Below are 18,238 nucleotides of genomic sequence, written 5' to 3' on the forward strand. Positions count from 1 at the left end.
TTTCCCGTTAACCTTCTCGCGCCACGGTGCAGGTCTGTGCAGAATCGAGGCGGCAATGCGCGATCCCGACGACCAGACCTTCCCTGCGGTGGCCGTCCCCGAACGCGAGCGGCTGGATTGGCTTCGGCTGATCCGCTCGCGCCGGGTGGGGCCTGCGACCTTCCACCGGCTGATCGCCGAACATGGCAGCGCGGGCGCCGCGCTTGAGGCGCTGCCCGCCATCGCCGCCGCCGCCGGGGTCGAAGGCTATGAGGTCTGTCCGATGCCGGTCGTGCTGAAGGAGCTGTCGGCGGCGCGGATGGCGGGGGCGTGGATGCTGTGTTCGGCCGATCCCGCCTATCCGGCGGCGCTGCGCGAAATCCCGGATGCGCCGCCCGTCATTTGGGGGCAGGGCGACGTGGCGCTGCTTTCGCGGCCGATGGTCGCGCTGGTGGGCGCGCGCAACGCATCCAGCCTTGGGTTGCGCATGGCGCGCAAGCTGGCACAGGCTTTGGGCGAGGCGGGCTATGTCGTGGTTTCGGGCCTTGCCCGCGGCGTCGACACCGAGGCCCATTCCGCGGCGCTGGATCGTGGCACGGTTGCGGTGCAGGCCGGCGGCGTCGAAGTGATCTACCCGTCCGAGAATGCCACGCTGGCGGGGCAGATCGCGGCCGTGGGCTGCCGGATCTCGGAACAGCCGATGGGGCTGGTGCCGCAGGCGCGGCACTTTCCGATGCGCAACCGTCTGGTGTCGGGGCTGGCAAAGGCGGTGGTGGTGGTCGAGGCCGCGGCACGGTCGGGCAGCCTGATCACCGCAAAAGAGGCGTTGGATCAGGGCCGAGAGGTGCTGGCGGTGCCCGGTCACCCGTTCGATCCGCGCGCCGCGGGCTGCAACCAGTTGCTGCGCGACGGCGCAACGCTGGTCCGCCATGCCGCCGATGTGATCGAGGCGATCGGGACCGCGCGTCCCGAGCTTGCGCTGCCGCCGGCCGAGCCGCGCGCCGACCCGCCGCGCCGCCCGCTTTACGAAATCGCGGCGCTGCACGGCCTGATCCTTGACCGGCTGGGGCCGGTTCCGGTGACCGAGGATCAGCTGATCCGCGACCTGTCGCTGCCTGCGGGCCGGGTGGCGCAGGAACTGGTGACGCTGGAACTGGACGGTCGAATCCGGCGCGACGCGGGCGGAATGGTGTCGCGCAGCATCTGAGCCGTGCATTGACAACGGGGCGCGATCCCCCACATGGTGCCCCGCCAATCCGAAAGCGCAGGGCAGAAGAGGGTCCAATGCCTGTCGTCGTCGTCGAAAGCCCGGCCAAGGCCAAGACAATCAACAAATATCTGGGCTCGGATTACACCGTGCTGGCGTCTTATGGCCATGTCCGCGACCTGCCGGCCAAGGATGGCTCGGTCGATCCCGAGCATGACTTCCTGATGACATGGGAGGTCGCGCCCGAGTCGAAGAAACATGTCCGCGCGATTGCCGACGCGCTGAAGACCGATGACACGCTGATCCTTGCCACCGACCCTGATCGCGAGGGCGAGGCGATCTCGTGGCACCTGCAAGAGGCGCTGGCCTCGTCCTTGAAGAAGGGCAAGACCGTCCGCCGGGTGACCTTCAACGCGATCACCAAATCGGCGGTGACCGAGGCGATGAAGTCGCCCCGCGACGTCGATACCGCGCTGGTCGAGGCTTACCTTGCCCGCCGCGCGCTGGATTATCTGGTGGGCTTCACCCTTTCGCCGGTGCTGTGGCGCAAGCTGCCCGGCGCGAAATCGGCCGGCCGGGTGCAGTCCGTCTGCCTGCGCCTGATCGTCGAGCGCGAGATGGAGATTGAAGCCTTCCGCGCGCGCGAATTCTGGACCGTTGCGGCCGTTCTGGTCACCCCGCGCGGACAAGAGTTCGAGGCCCGCCTGACCGTTCTGGGCGGCAAGAAGCTGGACAAGTTCGACCTGCCCACCGCCGAGTCCGCGGAACTGGCGGTTCAGGCCGTGACCTCGCGGCCGCTGAAGGTGGCCTCGGTCGAGGCCAAGCCCGCCAGCCGCAACCCGTCGGCGCCCTTCATGACCTCGACCCTGCAGCAAGAGGCGTCGCGCAAGTTCGGCATGGGCGCGAAACAGTGCATGTCGGCGGCGCAGCGTCTGTATGAGGCCGGCCACATCACCTATATGCGGACCGACGGCATCGACATGGCGCCCGAGGCGGTGATGGCCGCCCGCGATGAGATCAAGCGCCGGTTCGGCGCGGCCTATGTTCCCGATTCTCCGCGTATGTACAAGAACAAGGCCAAGAATGCGCAGGAAGCGCATGAATGTATCCGGCCCACGGATATGTCGGCCGCGCCCGACAGTCTGCGCCTGACCGAGGCCGATCAGCGCAAGCTGTATGAACTGATCTGGAAGCGCACGCTCGCCAGCCAGATGGCGGCGGCGCGGCTGGAACGCACCACCGTCGATATCGCCAGCGCCGACGGGCAGGTGGGCCTGCGCGCGACGGGTCAGGTGGTGCTGTTCGACGGGTTCCTGAAGGTTTACGAGGAAGGCCGCGACGATCGCCCCGATGGCGAGGATGACGAAGGCCGCCTGCCGCAGATCATGCAGGGCGAGGCCGTGGAAAAGCGCGCCATCACCCCCGAGCAGCATTTCACCCAAGCCCCCCCGCGCTATACCGAGGCGACGCTGGTCAAGCGGATGGAAGAACTGGGTATCGGCCGGCCCTCGACCTATGCCAGCATCGTCTCGACGATTCAGGATCGCGAATATGTCCGCAAGGACAAGAACCGCCTGATCCCCGAGGACAAGGGCCGGCTGGTGACGGCCTTCCTTGCCAACTTCTTCCGCAAATATGTCGAATACGACTTCACCGCGGATCTGGAAGGCGAGCTTGACGACGTCTCGGCCGGTGAGCGCGACTATAAGGAAGTGCTGGCGCGGTTCTGGCGCGACTTTTCGGCCGCGGTGGCCGAAACCGCCGATCTGCGCATCGGCGAGGTGCTCGACAAGCTGGATGATTTCCTTGCGCCGCATCTGTATCCCGCGCGGCCGGACGGGTCCGATCCGCGGATCTGCCCGACCTGTGGCGCGGGGCGGCTGCATCTGAAAACCGCACGCGGTGGCGGGGCCTTCATCGGTTGCGGCAACTATCCCGACTGCCGCTATACGCGCCCGATCTCGGTTTCGGGCGACGAGGATGGCGCGATTTCGCCCGATGGCAAGCTGTTGGGGCAGGATGAGTCCGGGACGCCGATCTCGTTGCGGTCGGGGCGTTTCGGGCCTTATGTCCAGAAGGGCGAGGCCACGGCCGAACAGCCCAAACCGCCGCGGGCCAGCCTTCCCAAAGGCTGGGCGCCCGACAGCATTGATCTTGACCGCGCGCTGTTGCTGTTGAACCTGCCGCGGCTGGTGGGGCATCACCCCGACGACGGTGCCCCGATCGAGGCCGCGATCGGCCGCTATGGCCCGTATGTCAAGCACAACTCGACCTATGCCAACCTGCCCGACGCCGAGGAAGTGTTCACCATCGGCATGAACCGCGCGGTCGAGGTTCTGGCGCAGAAGGCGGCCGGTCGGCGCGGTGGCGCGGCGCCGGCCCAGCCGATCAAGGAGTTGGGCGAACACCCCGAGGGTGGGATTCTGGCTGTGATGCCAGGGCGTTACGGGCCGTATGTGAAGTGGGGCAAGGTCAACGCCACCCTGCCGAAAGACATCGAGCCCGAGGCGATCACGTTTGAGGAAGCCTTGGCGCTGGTGGCCGAGAAGGCCGCCAAGAGCCCGAAGAAGAAGGCGCCGGCGAAGAAGGCGGCCAAATCCGAGACCGGCGCCAAGGCCCCGGCGAAGAAGGCCGCGGCCAAGTCGGCCGAAGGGGATGCGCCGGCGAAGAAGCCTGTCGCCAAGAAGGCCGCGGCAAAGACCGGCGGCGCTTCGGTGGCAAAATCCAAAGCCGAGCCGGTGACGAAGGCCGGAAAGGCGAAAAAGGCGGCGCCCGACATCGACGCCGCCTGACGTTCAGACCTTGCCGCGCGGATCGATCAGGCGGCCCATCACCTCTTGGGGGCGGATGGTGCCGATCACCGCGCCGGCTTCGGTCACGGCCAGTTCGCCGGCGCCGTCGCGCAGCATCTCCATCACCATGCGCACGGTGGTGTCGGCTGCGACGCTGTGGGCGGCCGGCGAGGGGCCGGCCCGCATCACATCGCGCGCGGTCAGCACGCCCAGCGGATTCATGTGGGCGACGAAATCGGCCACATATTCCGACACCGGATTGGCGATGATCTCGCGGGCGGTGCCGCACTGGACGATGCGGCCGCCCTCCATCAGAGCGATGCGGTTGCCGATCTTGAACGCCTCGTCCAGATCGTGGCTGACGAAGATGATGGTGCGTTTCAGCTTGCGTTGCAGGTCCAGCAGTTCGTCCTGAAGCCGCGAACGGATCAACGGGTCAAGCGCCGAGAACGGCTCGTCCATCAGCAGGATCGGTGCCTGCGTGACAAAGGCGCGGGCAAGGCCCACACGCTGCTGCATGCCGCCCGACAACTCGCCCACCTTGCGGTCGGCCCAGTTGGTCAGGTTCACCAGTTCCAGTTGTTCATCCACCAGCGCGCGGCGGTCGAGCGCCGGCATCCCGGCCATTTCCAGCCCAAGGCCCACATTGTCGCGCACCGTCCGCCACGGCAGCAGGCCGAAAGCCTGAAACACCATGGCGATCCGCGACAGCCGCAGCCGCCGCAGGTCGGGCGGCGTCGCGCGGGTGACCGACACCATCCGGTCGCCGTCCGATACCCGGACCTCGCCGCGCACGACGGGGTTCAACCCGTTCACGCCGCGCAGAAGCGTGGACTTGCCAGAGCCGGAAAGGCCCATCAGCACCAGGATCTCGCCCTCGGCCACGGTCAGGTCGCAGTCATGCACGCCCAGAACCTGACCCGTGGCGGCCTGCACCTCGGCCCGGCTTTTGCCCTGATCCATCAGCGGCAGGGCGCGTTCGGGATTGTCCCCGAACACGATGGACACACGGTCGAATTCAACGGCGGTCATTTGCGCGTCACCCTCAGCATACGGTCCAGGATGATCGCCACGACGACGATGATGAAGCCCGATTCAAAGCCGAGCGAGGTGTTCACCGTGTTCAAAGCCCGCACCACCGGCACGCCCAGGCCGTTGGCGCCGACCAGCGCCGCGATCACCACCATCGACAGCGACAGCATGATGGTCTGGTTCAACCCGGTCATGATCTGGGGGAAGGCCCATGGCAGTTCGACCTTCCACAGCCGCTGCCGGGGCGTGGCGCCGAAGGCGGTTGCCGCCTCCATCAGGGCCATCGGTGTCGAGGCGATGCCCAGATGCGTCAGCCGGATCGGCGCGGGCAGCACGAAGATCACCGTGGCGATCAGGCCGGGCACCATGCCAAGGCCGAAGAACACGATGGCCGGGATCAGGTAGACGAAGGTCGGCAGCGTCTGCATCAGGTCCAGAAGCGGGCTGAGAGCGCGGTAAAGCCGGGGTCGGTGCGCCGCGGCGATGCCCAGCGGCACGCCGATCGCCATGCAGGTCACGCAGGCCAGCGCGATCAGCGTCAGGCTTTGCATCGTTTCGTCCCAATAGCCCTGATTCAGGATGAAGGCGAAACCCGCAACCACCAGCGCGGCCACCCGCCAGTTGCGTTGCAGATACCAGCCCAGTCCCGCCAGCACCGCGATCACCACCACCGGCGGCGTGACATCCAGCACCATCAGCATGGCGTCGATGACCGCCTGCATCATCCGGCTGATAAGATCGAAGAAGGGCCCGCCATGGGCGTTGAACCAGTCGAAGATCATTTTCGACCAGCGGCCGACGGGCAATTTGTGATCGGTCAGCCAATCAAGCATGCAGATCCCGGGATCATAAGAAGGTTTTGACCAGTCGCGCCAGCGGTGGCCGGACATCGGCGAAGGCGCGCCCCCCGCAGCGCATGGCCGCGGGGGGCGCAGGGCGCATTACAGCCCCAGCGTCTGTTTCACCGCCGCAAGCGCCTCGGCGCCGTCGCGGGTGGTGACGCCGGCCAGCCACGGATCGACCGTTTCGGGGTGGGCCTTCAGCCATTCCAGCACGGCCTCATCGGGGTCCATGCCGTCATCGAGGATCTTGCCCATGATCTCGTTTTCCATCGGCAGGGTGAAGGTCTGCTGCGACAAAAGCTTGGCCACGTTCGGGCATTCCTCTTTGAAGCCCTTGCGCGCCATGGTCTTGACCACGCCTTCCTCGCCAAAGAACGCCTCGCCGCCGGGCAGGTATTTCAACGCGAAGGTGGCGTTCATCGGGTGCGGCTCCCATCCCAGGAAGACCACGCCCTTTTCCTGCGGATAGAAGCGCGAGACCTGCGCCAGCATCCCCTGTTCCGAGCTTTGCACGATCTCGAAGCCTTCCAGCGGCTTGCCGGCCTCGGTCAGGCTGATGAGGTATTCGTTGCCCTCGTTGCCCGGTTCGATCCCGTAGATCTTGCCGCCCAGTTCATCCTTGAACTTGCCGATGTCAGCGTAGCTTTGCAGCCCCTTGTCGTAAAGATAGCTGGGCACGGCCAGCGTGTATTTCGTGCCTTCGAGGTTGGTGGTGATTTCCTCGATCGTGCCCTTTTCCAGATAGGGGCCGATGGCGCCCTGCTGCGCGGGCAGCCAGGTGCCCAGGAACACATCCACGTCGCCCTTGTCCATCGAGGCATAGGTGACCGGCACGCCGAGGATATCGACCTCGACTTCATAGCCCAGGGCTTCCAGCACCTGCCGGGTGGCCGAGGTGGTCACGGTGATGTCGGTCCAGCCGACATCAGAGAAGGTAACCGAGGTGCACTCGGCCAGGGCCGGCCCGGCGATGGCAAGTGTCGAGACCGCGGCAAGCAGGGCCTTGCGGATGGGCGTCATGGTGTCTCCCCGTTTTTTGTTGATTGACGAGTCAATAAACTTCACGATAGCTCGGCTTGGCAACCACAAAATCAGGTATCTTGCACATGCCGAAACTCGGTATGGAGCCTATTCGAAAGGCCGCACTTGTCCAAGCCACGATCACCGAGATCGGGCGAACGGGCAGCCTTGAAGTGACGGTCAGTCAGATCGCCAAGCGTGCGGGGATGTCCTCGGCGCTGGCGCACCATTACTTCGGCGGAAAAGAGGCGCTTTTTCTGGCGGCGATGCGTCATGTGCTGTCGCTTTATGGCGCCGAGGTGCGCGGCGCGCTGCTTTCGGCCGCGGGGCCACAGGCGCGGATAACCGCGATCCTGCGCGCCTCGTTCTCGCCCACCAACTTCCGGCGCGAGGTGGTGGGGGCCTGGCTCAACTTTTACGTTCTTGCCCAGACCGTCCCCGAGGCGAAACGGCTGCTGGCGATCTATCAGCGCCGGCTGCGGTCGAATCTGCTGCACGATCTGCGCCCGCTGTCGGGGGCGCGGGCGGGGGAACTGGCCGACGGGCTGGGGGCGCTGATCGACGGCCTTTACCTGCGCGAAGTGCTGAAGGACGGCCCGCCCGACGGCGAGGCCGCGGTGGCCTGCGCGCGTGCCTATCTTGATTCTCATCTGAAGGAACCGTCTCTGTGAAAGCCCAGCCCGCCGCCAGCCATTTCGTCGACGGTCGCCCGCTGGAGGATGCCGCTGGCGCGGCCATTCCGGTGATCTACCCTGCCACCGGCGCAGAGATCGCCCGGCTGCACGAGGCGACGCCCGCGGTAATCGAGGCGGCGCTGGCGTCCGCGGCGCGGGCACAGACGGCATGGGCCGCGCTGCGTCCGGTGGACCGCGCCCGCATCCTGCGCCGCGCCGCCGATCTGATCCGCGAGCGGAACGAGGATCTGAGCGTTCTGGAAACGCTGGATACCGGCAAGCCGTTGCAGGAAACGCTGGTGGCCGACTGGGCTTCGGGCGCCGATGCGCTGGAATGGTTCGCGGGTCTGGCGCCTTCGGTGGGCGGCGAGACGATCCCGCTGGGCGGCGATTTCGTCTATACGCTGCGCGAGCCCTTGGGTGTTTGTGTCGGCATCGGCGCCTGGAACTATCCCAGCCAGATCGCCTGCTGGAAGGCCGCGCCGGCGCTCGCCTTCGGCAATGCGATGATTTTCAAACCGTCCGAGGTGACACCGCTGGGCGCGTTGAAGCTGGCCGAGATTTTGATCGAGGCGGGGTTGCCGCCGGGTCTGTTCAACGTGGTGCAGGGCCGCGGCGCGGTGGGGGCGGCGCTGGTCAGCGATCCGCGGGTGGCGAAGGTGTCGCTGACAGGCTCGGTTCCCACCGGGCGCAAGGTCTATGCCATGGCGGCCGAGGGCATTCGCCATGTCACGATGGAACTGGGTGGCAAGTCGCCCTTGATCGTGTTTGACGATGCCGATCTGGATAGCGCCATCGGCGCGGCGATGCTGGGGAATTTCTATTCCGCGGGCCAGATCTGTTCCAATGGCACGCGGGTCTTCGTGCAGAAGGGCATCAAGGCGGCCTTCCTGTCGGGGCTGGCTGCGCGGGCCGACGCGATCCGCATGGGCGATCCGCTGGACCCGGACACGCAGATGGGGCCGCTGGTGTCGCAGGCGCAGCTGGAAAAGGTGCTGGCCCATATCGACCGCGCCCGGTCCGAGGGCGGCCGGCTGGTCTGCGGCGGCGAGGCCTCGGTCAGCCCCGGCTGCTATGTTCAGCCCACGGTCTTCGCCGATGTGACCGACAGCATGACCCTTGCGCGCGAGGAAGTCTTTGGCCCGGTGATGGCGGTTCTTGATTTCGACACCGAGGACGAGGTGATCGCCCGCGCCAATGCCACCCAGTTCGGCCTTGCGGCGGGGGTGTTCACCGCGGATCTGACCCGTGCGCATCGGGTCGTGGCGCGGCTTCAGGCCGGAACCTGCTGGATCAACGCCTATAACCTGACCCCGGTCGAGGCCCCCTTTGGCGGTGTGAAGCTGTCGGGCGTGGGGCGCGAGAACGGCCGCGCCGCCATTGAACATTATACGCAGGTGAAGTCGGTTTATGTGGGTATGGGCCCGGTTGATGCCCCCTACTGAGGACACGGAATGTTCGATTATGTAATCGTCGGCGCGGGCTCTGCCGGCTGCGCCATGGCCTACCGGCTGGGCGAGGCCGGGCGTTCGGTTCTGGTGGTGGAACATGGCGGCTCTGACGCCGGGCCGTTCATCCAGATGCCGGCGGCGCTGTCCTATCCGATGAACATGGGGCTTTACGACTGGGGTCTGAAGACCGAACCCGAACCGCATCTGGGCGGGCGGGTGCTGGCCACGCCGCGCGGCAAGGTGATCGGGGGGTCGTCCTCGATCAACGGCATGGTCTATGTCCGCGGTCATGCGCGCGATTTCGACCATTGGGCCGAACAGGGCGCGGCCGGCTGGGGCTTTGCCGATGTGCTGCCCTATTTCAAGCGGATGGAGAACTGGCACGTTCCGGGGGACGCGGACTGGCGCGGCCATGACGGGCCGCTGCATGTGACGCGCGGTCCGCGGTCCAACCCCTTGTTCAACGCCTTTATCAAGGCGGGCCAGCAGGCCGGCTATCCCGTGACCGACGACTATAATGGCGCGGCGCAGGAAGGCTTCGGCCCGATGGAGGCGACGATCTGGCAGGGCCGGCGCTGGTCGGCGGCCAATGCCTATCTGAAGCCCGCGATGAAACGGTTCGGGGTCAAGCTGACCCGGGCGCTGGCGCTGCGCGTGGTGATCGAAGGGGGCAGGGCGGTCGGCGTCGAAGTCCTGCGCCGCGGCAAGCGCGAGGTGATCCGCGCGGGGCGCGAGGTCATTCTGGCGGCCTCGTCGCTGAACACGCCGAAACTGCTGATGCTGTCGGGGATCGGGCCGGCACAGCATCTGGCGCAGCATGGGGTGGCGCTGGTCGCTGACCGCCCCGGCGTGGGCCAGAACCTTCAGGATCATCTGGAGGTCTACATGCAGTATTCCAGCCTTCAGCCGATCACCCTGTTCAAGCACTGGAACCTGCGCGGCAAGCTGTCGGTGGGGGCGCAGTGGCTGTTCACCGGCCGCGGCCTTGGCGCTTCGAATCAGTTCGAGGCCTGCGCCTTCATCCGGTCGCGCGCCGGGGTGGATTACCCCGACATCCAGTATCACTTCCTGCCCATCGCGGTGCGCTATGACGGGCAGGCGGCGGCGGGCGGGCACGGCTTTCAGGTTCATGTCGGGCCGATGCGGTCGCCCTCGCGCGGGGCGGTCACCTTGCGCTCGGCCGATCCCGAGGCGCCGCCGGTGATCCGCTTCAACTACATGTCCTGCCCCGAGGACTGGCAGGATTTCCGCCGCTGTGTCCGGCTGACGCGCGAGATCTTCGGGCAAGAGGCATTCCGCCCCTTCGTCAAGGCCGAGATCCAGCCCGGCCCCGACTGCCAGTCCGATGACGAGATCGACGCCTTCCTGCGCGAGCATGTCGAAAGCGCCTATCACCCCTGTGGCACCGCGCGGATGGGCCGGCGCGACGATCCGATGGCGGTCGTCGATCCCGAATGCCGGGTGATCGGCGTCGATGCGCTGCGGGTGGCCGACAGTTCGATCTTTCCGCGGGTGACGAACGGCAACCTGAATGCGCCTTCGATGATGGTGGGCGAGAAGGCGGCCGACCACATCCTTGACCGTGCGCCGCTGGCGCCCCTGAACCTGGAGCCGGTGGTGAATCCCGACTGGCGGGTGGCGCAGCGGTAGGGGGCGTTAACGCTTTCTTAACCTTCTGGCGGGTTCTGGCTTGATTTCGGCCCTTCGGGGCCGGACATCTGGGACATGTTAATCCTTCGTTGCCTTCTCGTTCTTATTTGTATCGCCACCCCGGCCGTTGCGGCCAGTGTCGAAGGCGCCGCCCGCGTCATCGACGGCGACACGCTTGATGTGGCGGGAACCCGCGTGCGCCTGTTCGGGATCGACGCGCCCGAGGCACGCCAGACCTGCCGCGAAGCCGGCACGGACTGGGCCTGCGGCACTTGGGCCAGCCGGATGCTGGCCGAGGCGGTCGAGGGGCGATCCGTCCGATGCGAAGGCGAGGGGCTGGACCGCTATGGTCGCCTGCTGGCCAGTTGCAGTGCGGGCGGGCAGGATCTGGGCCGCCGGATGGTCCAGACCGGCGCGGCACTGGCCTATCGCCGCTATTCCACGCGCTACGCCACGGATGAGGCCCGCGCCGCAGCCGCCGGCCGCGGCATCTGGTCGGGCGAAATGGCCCGCCCCGAGGATGTCCGCCACCCCGCGGGGTCAACCCCGCCCGGGGCCTGCGCGATCAAGGGCAATGTATCATCGCGGGGGCGGATCTATCACCTGCCGGGGCAGGACGCCTATGGCCGAACCGTCATCTCGGGGGCCGAGGAACGCTGGTTCTGTTCGCCCGCCGAAGCCGAGGCGCAAGGTTTCCGTCCGGCGCTTCGCTGACAGATTCCCGGCCTTCTGTATATGACGCGCATCAAGGCGCAAAACGATTCGCCCGCATAACCTGACTTTAACGAAACGAAGAAGGGAGCATCGCATGACGCATACGCCGCACGAGCTGGCGGAAGATTTTCCGGGCGATGCCGAGCAAATCCGCGATCTCAGGATTTCCGACCCGCATTTCGCGCGTCTTGTTGAGGAGTATCACGCGGTGAACCGTGCGGTTCACCGGGCCGAGACCCTGATAGAGCCGCTCGAGTCGCTTCAGGAACAAGACCTTCGCCGCAAGCGTGTGCAACTGAAAGATGAAATCGTCAGCCGCCTCAAGGTGGCATCCTAGTCGACTATTTCGTAGGGTAGCAACCCGCGCCTGTCGGGGTCCACTCGAAGGCGCCTTTCCAGCGGCGGCACAGACCGCTGGTGGCACTCCTGCCGGTCACAGATCCGGCAGGAGATGCCGATGGGCTCGAACCGGCCCTTCAGATCCATCCCATCCGCATAGACCAATGCATCCGCGTGCTGAACCTCGCAGCCCAGTGCGATGGCATAGCGCCGGACCGGCGCGGTGAACGATCCCCCCCGCTTGGAAACCTCGCGCGCCAGCAGAAGATAGCGCACACCATCGGGCGTCTGCGCCAGTTGGCGCAGGAACTGGCCCGGCGTCTCGAAAGCGCGGTGAACGTTCCACAGCGGGCAGGCGCCGCCGAAGCGTGCGAACTGGAACCGCGTGGCGGAATGGCGCTTGGTGATGGTGCCGGCCTGATCCACCCGCACGAAGAAGAACGGCACCCCCTTGGCGCCGGGCCGTTGCAGCGTCGACAGCCGGTGCGCCACCTGCTCGATCGAGGCGCCGAACAGGTCGGCCAGCCGTTCCAGATCGTGGCGCGTCTCGGCTGCGGCCTGAAGGAAGGGGCGATAGGGCAGAAGGGCCGCGCCGGCGAAATAGTTGGCCAGCCCGATCTTGGCGATGTCGCGCGCCTCGGGGGTCTGGAAGCGGGCCAGATCCAGTGTCGCTTCCAGCAGGTCGTTCTGGGTCAGCAGGGCCACCTGATGCAAAAGCTGGAACCGCTGCGTCGGCCCCGCCACGCGCGAGGAAATCTTCAGCGCGCCGCCATCAAAGCTGCGCACGGCCGGAATGTCCGAAATCTGCAAGTCGATCCCGGCCTTCGCCAGCGTCTCGGCCGCGGCGGAAATCACGTCGCGGCGGATACCTCCGGGCGCAGAGTAATGTTCGGCGGCCCGATCCACGGCATCCAGATAGTTGTCGCAATAGTGAAAGAAGTCGCGAACTTCCTCCCATGGTGAGGGGCGCAGGGCGGCGTCGTCGCGCCCCAGCGCCTCGTCCAGCGAGGCCAGCCGTTCATGGGTCTGGCGATAGGCGCGGTGCAGGTCCAGAAAGGCCCGCGCCAGCGCCGGCGCGTTCGATGCCACCAGCCGCAGATCCGCCAGCGGCGGGCTGTCGGAAAACACCGGATCGGCCAGCGCCTCGCGCATGTCGGTCACGATGCGCTCGGCTTCCGAGGTGGTCAGCTTGGTGACATCCACCCCGAATTCCTGCGCCAGCGCCAGCACAACCGTGGCCGAGACCGGACGGTGGTTGTTCTCCATCTGGTTCAGATAGGGCAGCGAGGCGCCCAGACGTTCGGCAAACACCTTCTGCGTCAGGCCGAGATGCATCCGCAACTCGCGCAGTTTCGCGCCGGCATAAAGTTTCTGGGCCAAGCCGCATCCCCCGCTTTGCAAAGACTGTATCGCCTTTGCAAAGGGTGGGCGTCAACCGGGCAGGCCAAGGGCGCGGCTGCGGCGGATCACCCACAGGATGGCCGCGACCGAGGCAAGGCTGGACGCGGCCATGATCACGATCAGCGGCATCTCTCCGCTGCCCGGGTGCAGCACCACGCCGGCCAGCGCCGCCAGTGCCGCGCCGCCGCCGATCATGATCGCCCCGCCCAGCCCTGATGCGGTGCCCGCCAGCGCCGGGTTGATCGACAGCATGCCGGCATTGGCATTGGGCAGCACCATGCCGTTGCCAAGCCCGATCAGGGTGGTCATGCCGAAGAAGACGGCGGGGTGATGCAGCCCCGCCGCCGTCACCGCCAGCAGGATGGCCATGCCCGTCGTGGTGACCAAAGCCCCCCACAGCACCATCCGGGTCATCCCCACCCGCACCGAATAGCGCCCCGACAGGAAGTTGCCGACCCCGTAGCCCACCGCGGGCGCGGCGAAATAGATGCCGACCTGCGCCGAGGTCAGGCCGAACACCTCGGTTCCGACAAAGGGCGCGCCGCCCAGATAGGCAAAGAAACAGCCCGAGGCGAAGGCCGCGCACAGCACATAGCCCCAGAACCGGCGCGAGGCCAGAAGCTGCGGATACTGCCGAAGTTGCGCGGCAAAGCTGGTGGGCCGGGTCTGCGAGGTCTCGCCCAGATCGGCCCATACCAGCGCGGTCACCACCAGACCCAAGCCCAGCAGCAGCGCGAAATTCGCGTGCCAGCCAAAGGCTTCGTCCAGAAAGCCGCCGATCACCGGGCCGATCATCGGCACCAGCGACATGCCCATGGTGACATAGCCGATCATCGAGGCCGCCTGTTCGTCCGGCACCATGTCGCGCACGACGGCCCGGCTGACCACGATCCCCGCCGCAATCACCGCCTGCGCCATGCGAAAGGCCAGAAACACCCCGGCGTTGGGTGCCAGCAGCGTGCCCACCGTCGCCAGCAGGAACAGTCCCAGTGACCACAGGATCACCGCGCGTCGCCCGAACCTGTCCGAAATCGGCCCGATCAGCAGTTGCAGCACTGCGCTCAGCCCCAGATACAGCGCCACCGACAGTTGCATCAGCTGATAGGGCGCATCGAACCACGCCGCCATTCCGGGCAGCGACGGCAGGAAGATGTTCATCGCCAGCGCCGCAAGCCCGGTCAGCAGGACAAGCGTCACGATATGGGGCGGCGACGTGCGGTTCAGGAAACGGACAGGGGGCATCGGTCACAGTTAGGGCGGGGCTTGCCCCAAGTCCATCACGACCAGCGGTGGAAGATGAAGAACGCCCCCGCCGCGATCAGCGCGAATCCCACAAGGTGATTCCAGTGCAGCGGCTCTTTCAGGTAAAGGACCGAGAAGGCGGCAAAGACGACAAGGGTGATGACCTCCTGGATCGTTTTCAGTTCGGCGGCGGAATAGTGGCCGTGGCCGAGCCGGTTCGCCGGCACCTGCAACAGGTATTCGAAGAAGGCGATCCCCCAGCTTGCCAGGATCACCACCATCAGCGGTGCGGTCTTGAACTTCAGATGCCCATACCACGCGAAAGTCATGAAGATGTTCGAGGCAAGAAGCAGGCCGATGGTGACGATCGGCACGGAAAGCTGCGGCATGAAGCACCAGAGTTAGCGGGATTTGCGATTTGCAGGCGATCTTTGCAAAGTAATTTGCAAATATCCCGAAATTTTCTTTCGTCCGGGACAGCGTGTGACTATGGTGCCCGCAAACTCGGGGGGCAAGACCATGAAGGATATTCTCCAGGAACTCGAAGACCGTCGCGCGATCGCCCGCGCCGGTGGCGGCCAGCGCCGCGTCGAGGCCCAGCACAAGCGCGGCAAGCTGACCGCGCGCGAACGGATCGACCTGCTTCTCGATGAAGGCTCGTTCGAAGAGTTCGACATGTTCGTGCGGCACCGCTGCACCGACTTCGGCATGGAAGACGACCGCCCGGCGGGCGACGGCGTGGTGACCGGCTGGGGCACGATCAACGGCCGCATGGTCTATGTCTTCAGCCAGGACTTCACCGTGTTCGGCGGATCGCTGTCGGAGACGCACGCGCAGAAGATCTGCAAGATCATGGATATGGCGATGCAGAACGGCGCGCCGGTGATCGGGTTGAACGATTCGGGCGGCGCGCGGATTCAGGAAGGCGTGGCCTCGCTGGCCGGCTATGCGGATGTGTTCCAGCGCAACATCATGGCGTCGGGCGTGATCCCGCAGATCTCGGTCATCATGGGCCCCTGCGCGGGCGGCGCGGTCTATTCGCCGGCCATGACCGACTTCATCTTCATGGTGCGCGACACGTCCTATATGTTCGTGACCGGCCCCGATGTGGTGAAAACGGTGACGAACGAGGTGGTGACGGCCGAGGAACTCGGTGGCGCCTCGACCCATACCAAGAAGTCGTCGGTTGCGGATGGCGCGTTTGAAAACGATGTCGAGGCGCTGGCCGAGATCCGCCGTCTGGTCGATTTCCTGCCGCTGTCGAACCGCACGCCCGCCCCGGTGCGCCCCTTCTTCGACGATGTGGCCCGGGTCGAGGACAGCCTTGATACGCTGATCCCCGACAACCCGAACCAGCCCTACGACATGAAGGAACTGATCCTGAAGATCGCCGACGAGGGCGACTTCTACGAGATCCAGAAGGACTACGCCGCCAACATCATCACCGGCTTCATCCGTCTGGAAGGTCAGTCGGTCGGCGTGGTGGCGAACCAGCCGATGGTTCTGGCGGGCTGCCTCGACATCGACAGCTCGCGCAAGGCGGCGCGGTTCGTGCGCTTCTGCGATGCCTTCAACATTCCGATCCTGACGCTGGTCGACGTGCCGGGCTTCCTGCCGGGGACGGGCCAGGAATATGGCGGCGTCATCAAGCATGGCGCGAAGCTGCTGTTCGCCTATGGCGAGGCGACGGTTCCGAAGGTCACCGTCATCACCCGCAAGGCCTATGGTGGTGCCTATGACGTAATGTCGTCCAAACATCTGCGCGGCGACTTCAACTATGCCTGGCCCACCGCCGAGATCGCGGTGATGGGGGCCAAGGGCGCGACCGAAATCCTTTACCGCGCCGAACTGGCCGACAAGGAGAAGATCGCCGCCCGCACCAAGGAATATGAAGACCGCTTTGCCAACCCCTTCGTGGCGGCCGAGCGTGGCTTCATCGACGAGGTGATCATGCCCCATTCGACCCGTCGCCGGGTGTCGCGCGCCTTCGCCAGCCTGCGCAACAAGAAGCTGAGCAATCCGTGGAAAAAGCACGATAACATCCCGCTCTAGGTCTTGTTGACGGGGAGGGGATCATGCGACCGGCCAAGCGGATCGGAGCGAGGACTGCCGCGGGCGCCATCGGTGCCCGCCCCTTCCAGCCATGGAGGGGGTGAATGACCACGCAGGAAGCCGCGCCCATCGCCGTGCCTTCGGGCCAGCCGGTGACCCTTCTTGAAACGATCTGGAACGAGCCCGGCCCCGCCGGGCTGACGTTCCGCTTCCGCTTTCTTGCGCCCGAGATCGGCTTTGGCGGCTCTGTCGACTATGACACCGCTTATGCCGACATCGTCGCGCTGTGCGAAAGCTATGTCCTGCCGCGGCTGAACGGCACCGAGCCGGCGCCTGCGCAGGTCATCGTCTCGCTTTCCGACCGCCCGTTGCCTTTCGGCGCGGCGGACCCGGAAGTCACTCAATTCTTCGAGGCCTTCAGCATCAGCGATGGCCACTGCATCTGGGAGGCTTTTTGATGACTACACCATCTATTGTGGTCAACCCCCGGATTTCGCGGGGGGGCGATGCAGAAGAGTCACAGGGTCGGGCTTTGCGCCGCGCGCTGTGTCATTCGCCTTTTGGATCAGATACGATGGCGGCTGACCGAACCCAAGCGGTCTATGCCTCGCAAGAAGTCCACGCAGGGGAACAGTTCCCGGCGTCGGCTAGCAAAAAATGGAGTAGAGGATGTCGAAGAGCACCGTCGTTTTCGCGCTGTGCCTGGTTGCCGTCGTGGCCGCCTGCGCTAAGAAAGAAGAAACCGTCTACGTCGACCAGCCGCCGGTCACGACCGAGCCGGTCTACACGGGCAAATACAAGTAATCTGCCCGGGCGGGTCGTCGAGTTTCTCCGGCCCGCCCTTGGCCTCGCCCTTCTGTTGAAGGGGGGCGTGGCGTCATGCTGAAGCACCGCGGCTTTCCCAGCCGGCTTCCCGGCACCGATCTGCAATACACCGTCCGCCGCGCCAACAAGGATGGTGCCACGCGCATCATCAAGCGCGAGCGGTATCGCGACCGCAAGGCGGTTGATCGCGCCGCCGATGCGGGCTTTCTTGCCGCCCTCTGGGCGCATTTCGGTGAAGACCCGTTCGAGCGCGGAAACCTTGATGCGGGGCGTCTGTCGTGGCTGTTCGGCCGCGAGGTCGTGCCCGCCGAAGATCCCTTCGATCCCGAATCCTACGAGGCCCTTCTGCGGATAGACCGCAAGAAGGCCGAAGCCGCCTTTCCCGAAATCTTCGCCCCAGATGCGCCGGTGCAGACCGGCGACTGGGACGATTGGGACGATGCAGAGGAAGACTAGCCGTGTGTCCGGGTGCCTCCTTGTCCCAGCGGCCTGATTTCGCGCTTCGCGAACTGACGGCAGGTTCTGCCGGACAGGCAGCGCCGGGCTGCGCTGTGGCGTGCCCGGCCCGCGGGGGGCGCAGCCTTTCCCATCGGTCCGCCGGCAGTGTCGGGCCGGTCCTTGGCGCGGGTAAGCACAAATCGGCCGAACCCGTCGGGGTGGTCATTTTCGCCTTTTCCGGCGCAACCGATGCGGTATTCCTTGCCCCAGACATAATCCGGAACGGAGGCAGAGCATGTCCAACATCACGAAATTCCTTGTTCTCGGCGCCATCGCCGCGACCCTTTCGGCCTGCGACACGCCCACGGGGCGTGCCGGCGGCGGTGCGCTTGTCGGCGCGGCGCTTGCCGATGCGACCGACCAGAACATGGTCGCCGGTGCCGCGCTTGGCGCGCTGGCTGGCGCTGCAAGCTGCGGCGTTCCGGGCATGCCGCCCTGCCGTTCGGGCGGCGGCTACTACTGAGTTCGTCGCCGCCTCGCGCGGCGTGCGTTTCACCGAAGGGACCGTCCGGGCCGTGCG

Annotated in this window: 17 protein-coding genes and 1 pseudogene; 12 read left to right on the forward strand and 6 right to left on the reverse strand. The window is 66.0% G+C overall.

Going from position 1 to position 18,238, the window contains the following annotated elements:
• The first annotated feature begins 55 nt into the window (after positions 1-55).
• Both dprA and topA read left to right on the forward strand, forming a co-directional pair.
• A complete protein-coding gene (gene dprA / locus CRO07_RS00140) occupies positions 56-1,186 on the forward strand; it encodes a DNA-processing protein DprA (protein ID WP_097028671.1) in 1,131 nt (376 codons plus the stop codon).
• 77 nt (positions 1,187-1,263) lie between these two features.
• Positions 1,264-3,897 (forward strand): annotated as a pseudogene (topA, locus tag CRO07_RS00145) (type I DNA topoisomerase); the annotation flags it as partial.
• 84 nt (positions 3,898-3,981) lie between these two features.
• On the opposite strand, the gene choV reads toward topA, so the two are convergent.
• From choV to choX, 3 genes are all read right to left on the reverse strand, one after another.
• A complete protein-coding gene (gene choV, locus CRO07_RS00150) occupies positions 3,982-5,010 on the reverse strand; it encodes a choline ABC transporter ATP-binding protein (protein WP_097028672.1) in 1,029 nt (342 codons plus the stop codon).
• The gene (choW, locus tag CRO07_RS00155) at positions 5,007-5,843 is read right to left on the reverse strand and encodes a choline ABC transporter permease subunit (RefSeq protein WP_097028673.1); all 837 of its coding nucleotides are present in this window, start codon (positions 5,841-5,843) and stop codon (positions 5,007-5,009) included. Before choW ends, choV begins: the two co-directional genes overlap by 4 nt.
• Positions 5,844-5,951: 108 nt before the next feature.
• Complete coding sequence (gene choX, locus CRO07_RS00160) at positions 5,952-6,872, reverse strand: choline ABC transporter substrate-binding protein (protein WP_097028674.1); 921 nt, start codon at positions 6,870-6,872, stop codon at positions 5,952-5,954.
• Between the two features lie 86 nt (positions 6,873-6,958).
• Between choX and betI the strand changes: the two genes are divergently transcribed.
• From betI to CRO07_RS00185, 5 genes are all read left to right on the forward strand, one after another.
• Positions 6,959-7,543: a choline-binding transcriptional repressor BetI gene (gene betI, locus CRO07_RS00165; protein ID WP_097028675.1), complete on the forward strand. Its 585-nt coding sequence runs from the start codon at positions 6,959-6,961 to the stop codon at positions 7,541-7,543.
• Positions 7,540-8,991: a betaine-aldehyde dehydrogenase gene (betB, locus tag CRO07_RS00170; protein WP_097028676.1), complete on the forward strand. Its 1,452-nt coding sequence runs from the start codon at positions 7,540-7,542 to the stop codon at positions 8,989-8,991. The genes betI and betB overlap by 4 nt, the downstream gene beginning before the upstream one ends.
• A 9-nt stretch (positions 8,992-9,000) precedes the next feature.
• Positions 9,001-10,647 (forward strand): choline dehydrogenase, encoded by a 1,647-nt coding sequence (gene betA, locus CRO07_RS00175; protein ID WP_097028677.1) that lies wholly within the window; start codon positions 9,001-9,003, stop codon positions 10,645-10,647.
• Positions 10,648-10,722: 75 nt separating this feature from the next.
• Entirely contained in the window at positions 10,723-11,361 is a 639-nt protein-coding gene (locus CRO07_RS00180; protein ID WP_097028678.1) for a thermonuclease family protein, read from the forward strand.
• A gap of 94 nt (positions 11,362-11,455) precedes the next feature.
• Entirely contained in the window at positions 11,456-11,698 is a 243-nt protein-coding gene (locus tag CRO07_RS00185) for a YdcH family protein (RefSeq protein ID WP_097028679.1), read from the forward strand.
• Here CRO07_RS00185 and CRO07_RS00190 read toward each other — a convergent pair.
• From CRO07_RS00190 to CRO07_RS00200, 3 genes are read right to left on the reverse strand one after another with little or no spacing between them, the layout of a single operon-like run.
• A complete protein-coding gene (locus CRO07_RS00190) occupies positions 11,695-13,080 on the reverse strand; it encodes a helix-turn-helix domain-containing protein (protein ID WP_097028680.1) in 1,386 nt (461 codons plus the stop codon). The genes CRO07_RS00185 and CRO07_RS00190 overlap by 4 nt on opposite strands.
• Positions 13,081-13,131: 51 nt before the next feature.
• A complete protein-coding gene (locus tag CRO07_RS00195; protein ID WP_097028681.1) occupies positions 13,132-14,343 on the reverse strand; it encodes a multidrug effflux MFS transporter in 1,212 nt (403 codons plus the stop codon).
• Positions 14,344-14,378: 35 nt separating this feature from the next.
• Positions 14,379-14,732: a DMT family protein gene (locus CRO07_RS00200; RefSeq protein WP_097028682.1), complete on the reverse strand. Its 354-nt coding sequence runs from the start codon at positions 14,730-14,732 to the stop codon at positions 14,379-14,381.
• Between the two features lie 130 nt (positions 14,733-14,862).
• Here CRO07_RS00200 and CRO07_RS00205 point away from each other — a divergent pair, with 130 nt between their 5' ends.
• The 5 genes from CRO07_RS00205 (at position 14,863) to CRO07_RS00225 (ending at position 18,181) form a co-directional block, all read left to right on the forward strand.
• On the forward strand, positions 14,863-16,395 hold the full coding sequence (locus tag CRO07_RS00205; protein WP_097029019.1) for an acyl-CoA carboxylase subunit beta: 1,533 nt from the start codon (positions 14,863-14,865) through the stop codon (positions 16,393-16,395).
• 104 nt (positions 16,396-16,499) lie between these two features.
• Positions 16,500-16,853 (forward strand): DUF6497 family protein, encoded by a 354-nt coding sequence (locus CRO07_RS00210; protein ID WP_097028683.1) that lies wholly within the window; start codon positions 16,500-16,502, stop codon positions 16,851-16,853.
• Between the two features lie 211 nt (positions 16,854-17,064).
• Positions 17,065-17,199 carry a hypothetical protein gene (locus CRO07_RS19285; RefSeq protein WP_097028684.1) on the forward strand — a complete coding sequence of 45 codons (135 nt, stop codon included), beginning with the start codon at positions 17,065-17,067 and terminating at the stop codon, positions 17,197-17,199.
• Positions 17,200-17,274: 75 nt separating this feature from the next.
• Positions 17,275-17,676 carry a hypothetical protein gene (locus CRO07_RS00220; RefSeq protein ID WP_097028685.1) on the forward strand — a complete coding sequence of 134 codons (402 nt, stop codon included), beginning with the start codon at positions 17,275-17,277 and terminating at the stop codon, positions 17,674-17,676.
• 277 nt (positions 17,677-17,953) lie between these two features.
• On the forward strand, positions 17,954-18,181 hold the full coding sequence (locus CRO07_RS00225) for a hypothetical protein (RefSeq protein WP_097028686.1): 228 nt from the start codon (positions 17,954-17,956) through the stop codon (positions 18,179-18,181).
• Positions 18,182-18,238: the final 57 nt, after the last annotated feature.

The sequence above is a fragment of the Cereibacter ovatus genome (assembly GCF_900207575.1).
GTDB classification, from domain to species: Bacteria; Pseudomonadota; Alphaproteobacteria; order Rhodobacterales; family Rhodobacteraceae; genus Cereibacter_A; species Cereibacter_A ovatus.

Excerpts from the sequence above, each read along its gene's own strand:
- dprA (WP_097028671.1), top strand. The coding sequence starts at position 56 with ATGCGCGATCCCGACGACCAGACCTTCCCTGCGGTGGCCGTCCCCGAA.
- choV (WP_097028672.1), bottom strand. The coding sequence starts at position 5,010 with ATGACCGCCGTTGAATTCGACCGTGTGTCCATCGTGTTCGGGGACAAT.
- choW (WP_097028673.1), bottom strand. The coding sequence starts at position 5,843 with ATGCTTGATTGGCTGACCGATCACAAATTGCCCGTCGGCCGCTGGTCG.
- choX (WP_097028674.1), bottom strand. The coding sequence starts at position 6,872 with ATGACGCCCATCCGCAAGGCCCTGCTTGCCGCGGTCTCGACACTTGCC.
- betI (WP_097028675.1), top strand. The coding sequence starts at position 6,959 with ATGCCGAAACTCGGTATGGAGCCTATTCGAAAGGCCGCACTTGTCCAA.
- betA (WP_097028677.1), top strand. The coding sequence starts at position 9,001 with ATGTTCGATTATGTAATCGTCGGCGCGGGCTCTGCCGGCTGCGCCATG.
- CRO07_RS00180 (WP_097028678.1), top strand. The coding sequence starts at position 10,723 with ATGTTAATCCTTCGTTGCCTTCTCGTTCTTATTTGTATCGCCACCCCG.
- CRO07_RS00185 (WP_097028679.1), top strand. The coding sequence starts at position 11,456 with ATGACGCATACGCCGCACGAGCTGGCGGAAGATTTTCCGGGCGATGCC.
- CRO07_RS00195 (WP_097028681.1), bottom strand. The coding sequence starts at position 14,343 with ATGCCCCCTGTCCGTTTCCTGAACCGCACGTCGCCGCCCCATATCGTG.
- CRO07_RS00200 (WP_097028682.1), bottom strand. The coding sequence starts at position 14,732 with ATGCCGCAGCTTTCCGTGCCGATCGTCACCATCGGCCTGCTTCTTGCC.
- CRO07_RS00205 (WP_097029019.1), top strand. The coding sequence starts at position 14,863 with ATGAAGGATATTCTCCAGGAACTCGAAGACCGTCGCGCGATCGCCCGC.
- CRO07_RS00210 (WP_097028683.1), top strand. The coding sequence starts at position 16,500 with ATGACCACGCAGGAAGCCGCGCCCATCGCCGTGCCTTCGGGCCAGCCG.
- CRO07_RS19285 (WP_097028684.1), top strand. The coding sequence starts at position 17,065 with ATGTCGAAGAGCACCGTCGTTTTCGCGCTGTGCCTGGTTGCCGTCGTG.
- CRO07_RS00220 (WP_097028685.1), top strand. The coding sequence starts at position 17,275 with ATGCTGAAGCACCGCGGCTTTCCCAGCCGGCTTCCCGGCACCGATCTG.
- CRO07_RS00225 (WP_097028686.1), top strand. The coding sequence starts at position 17,954 with ATGTCCAACATCACGAAATTCCTTGTTCTCGGCGCCATCGCCGCGACC.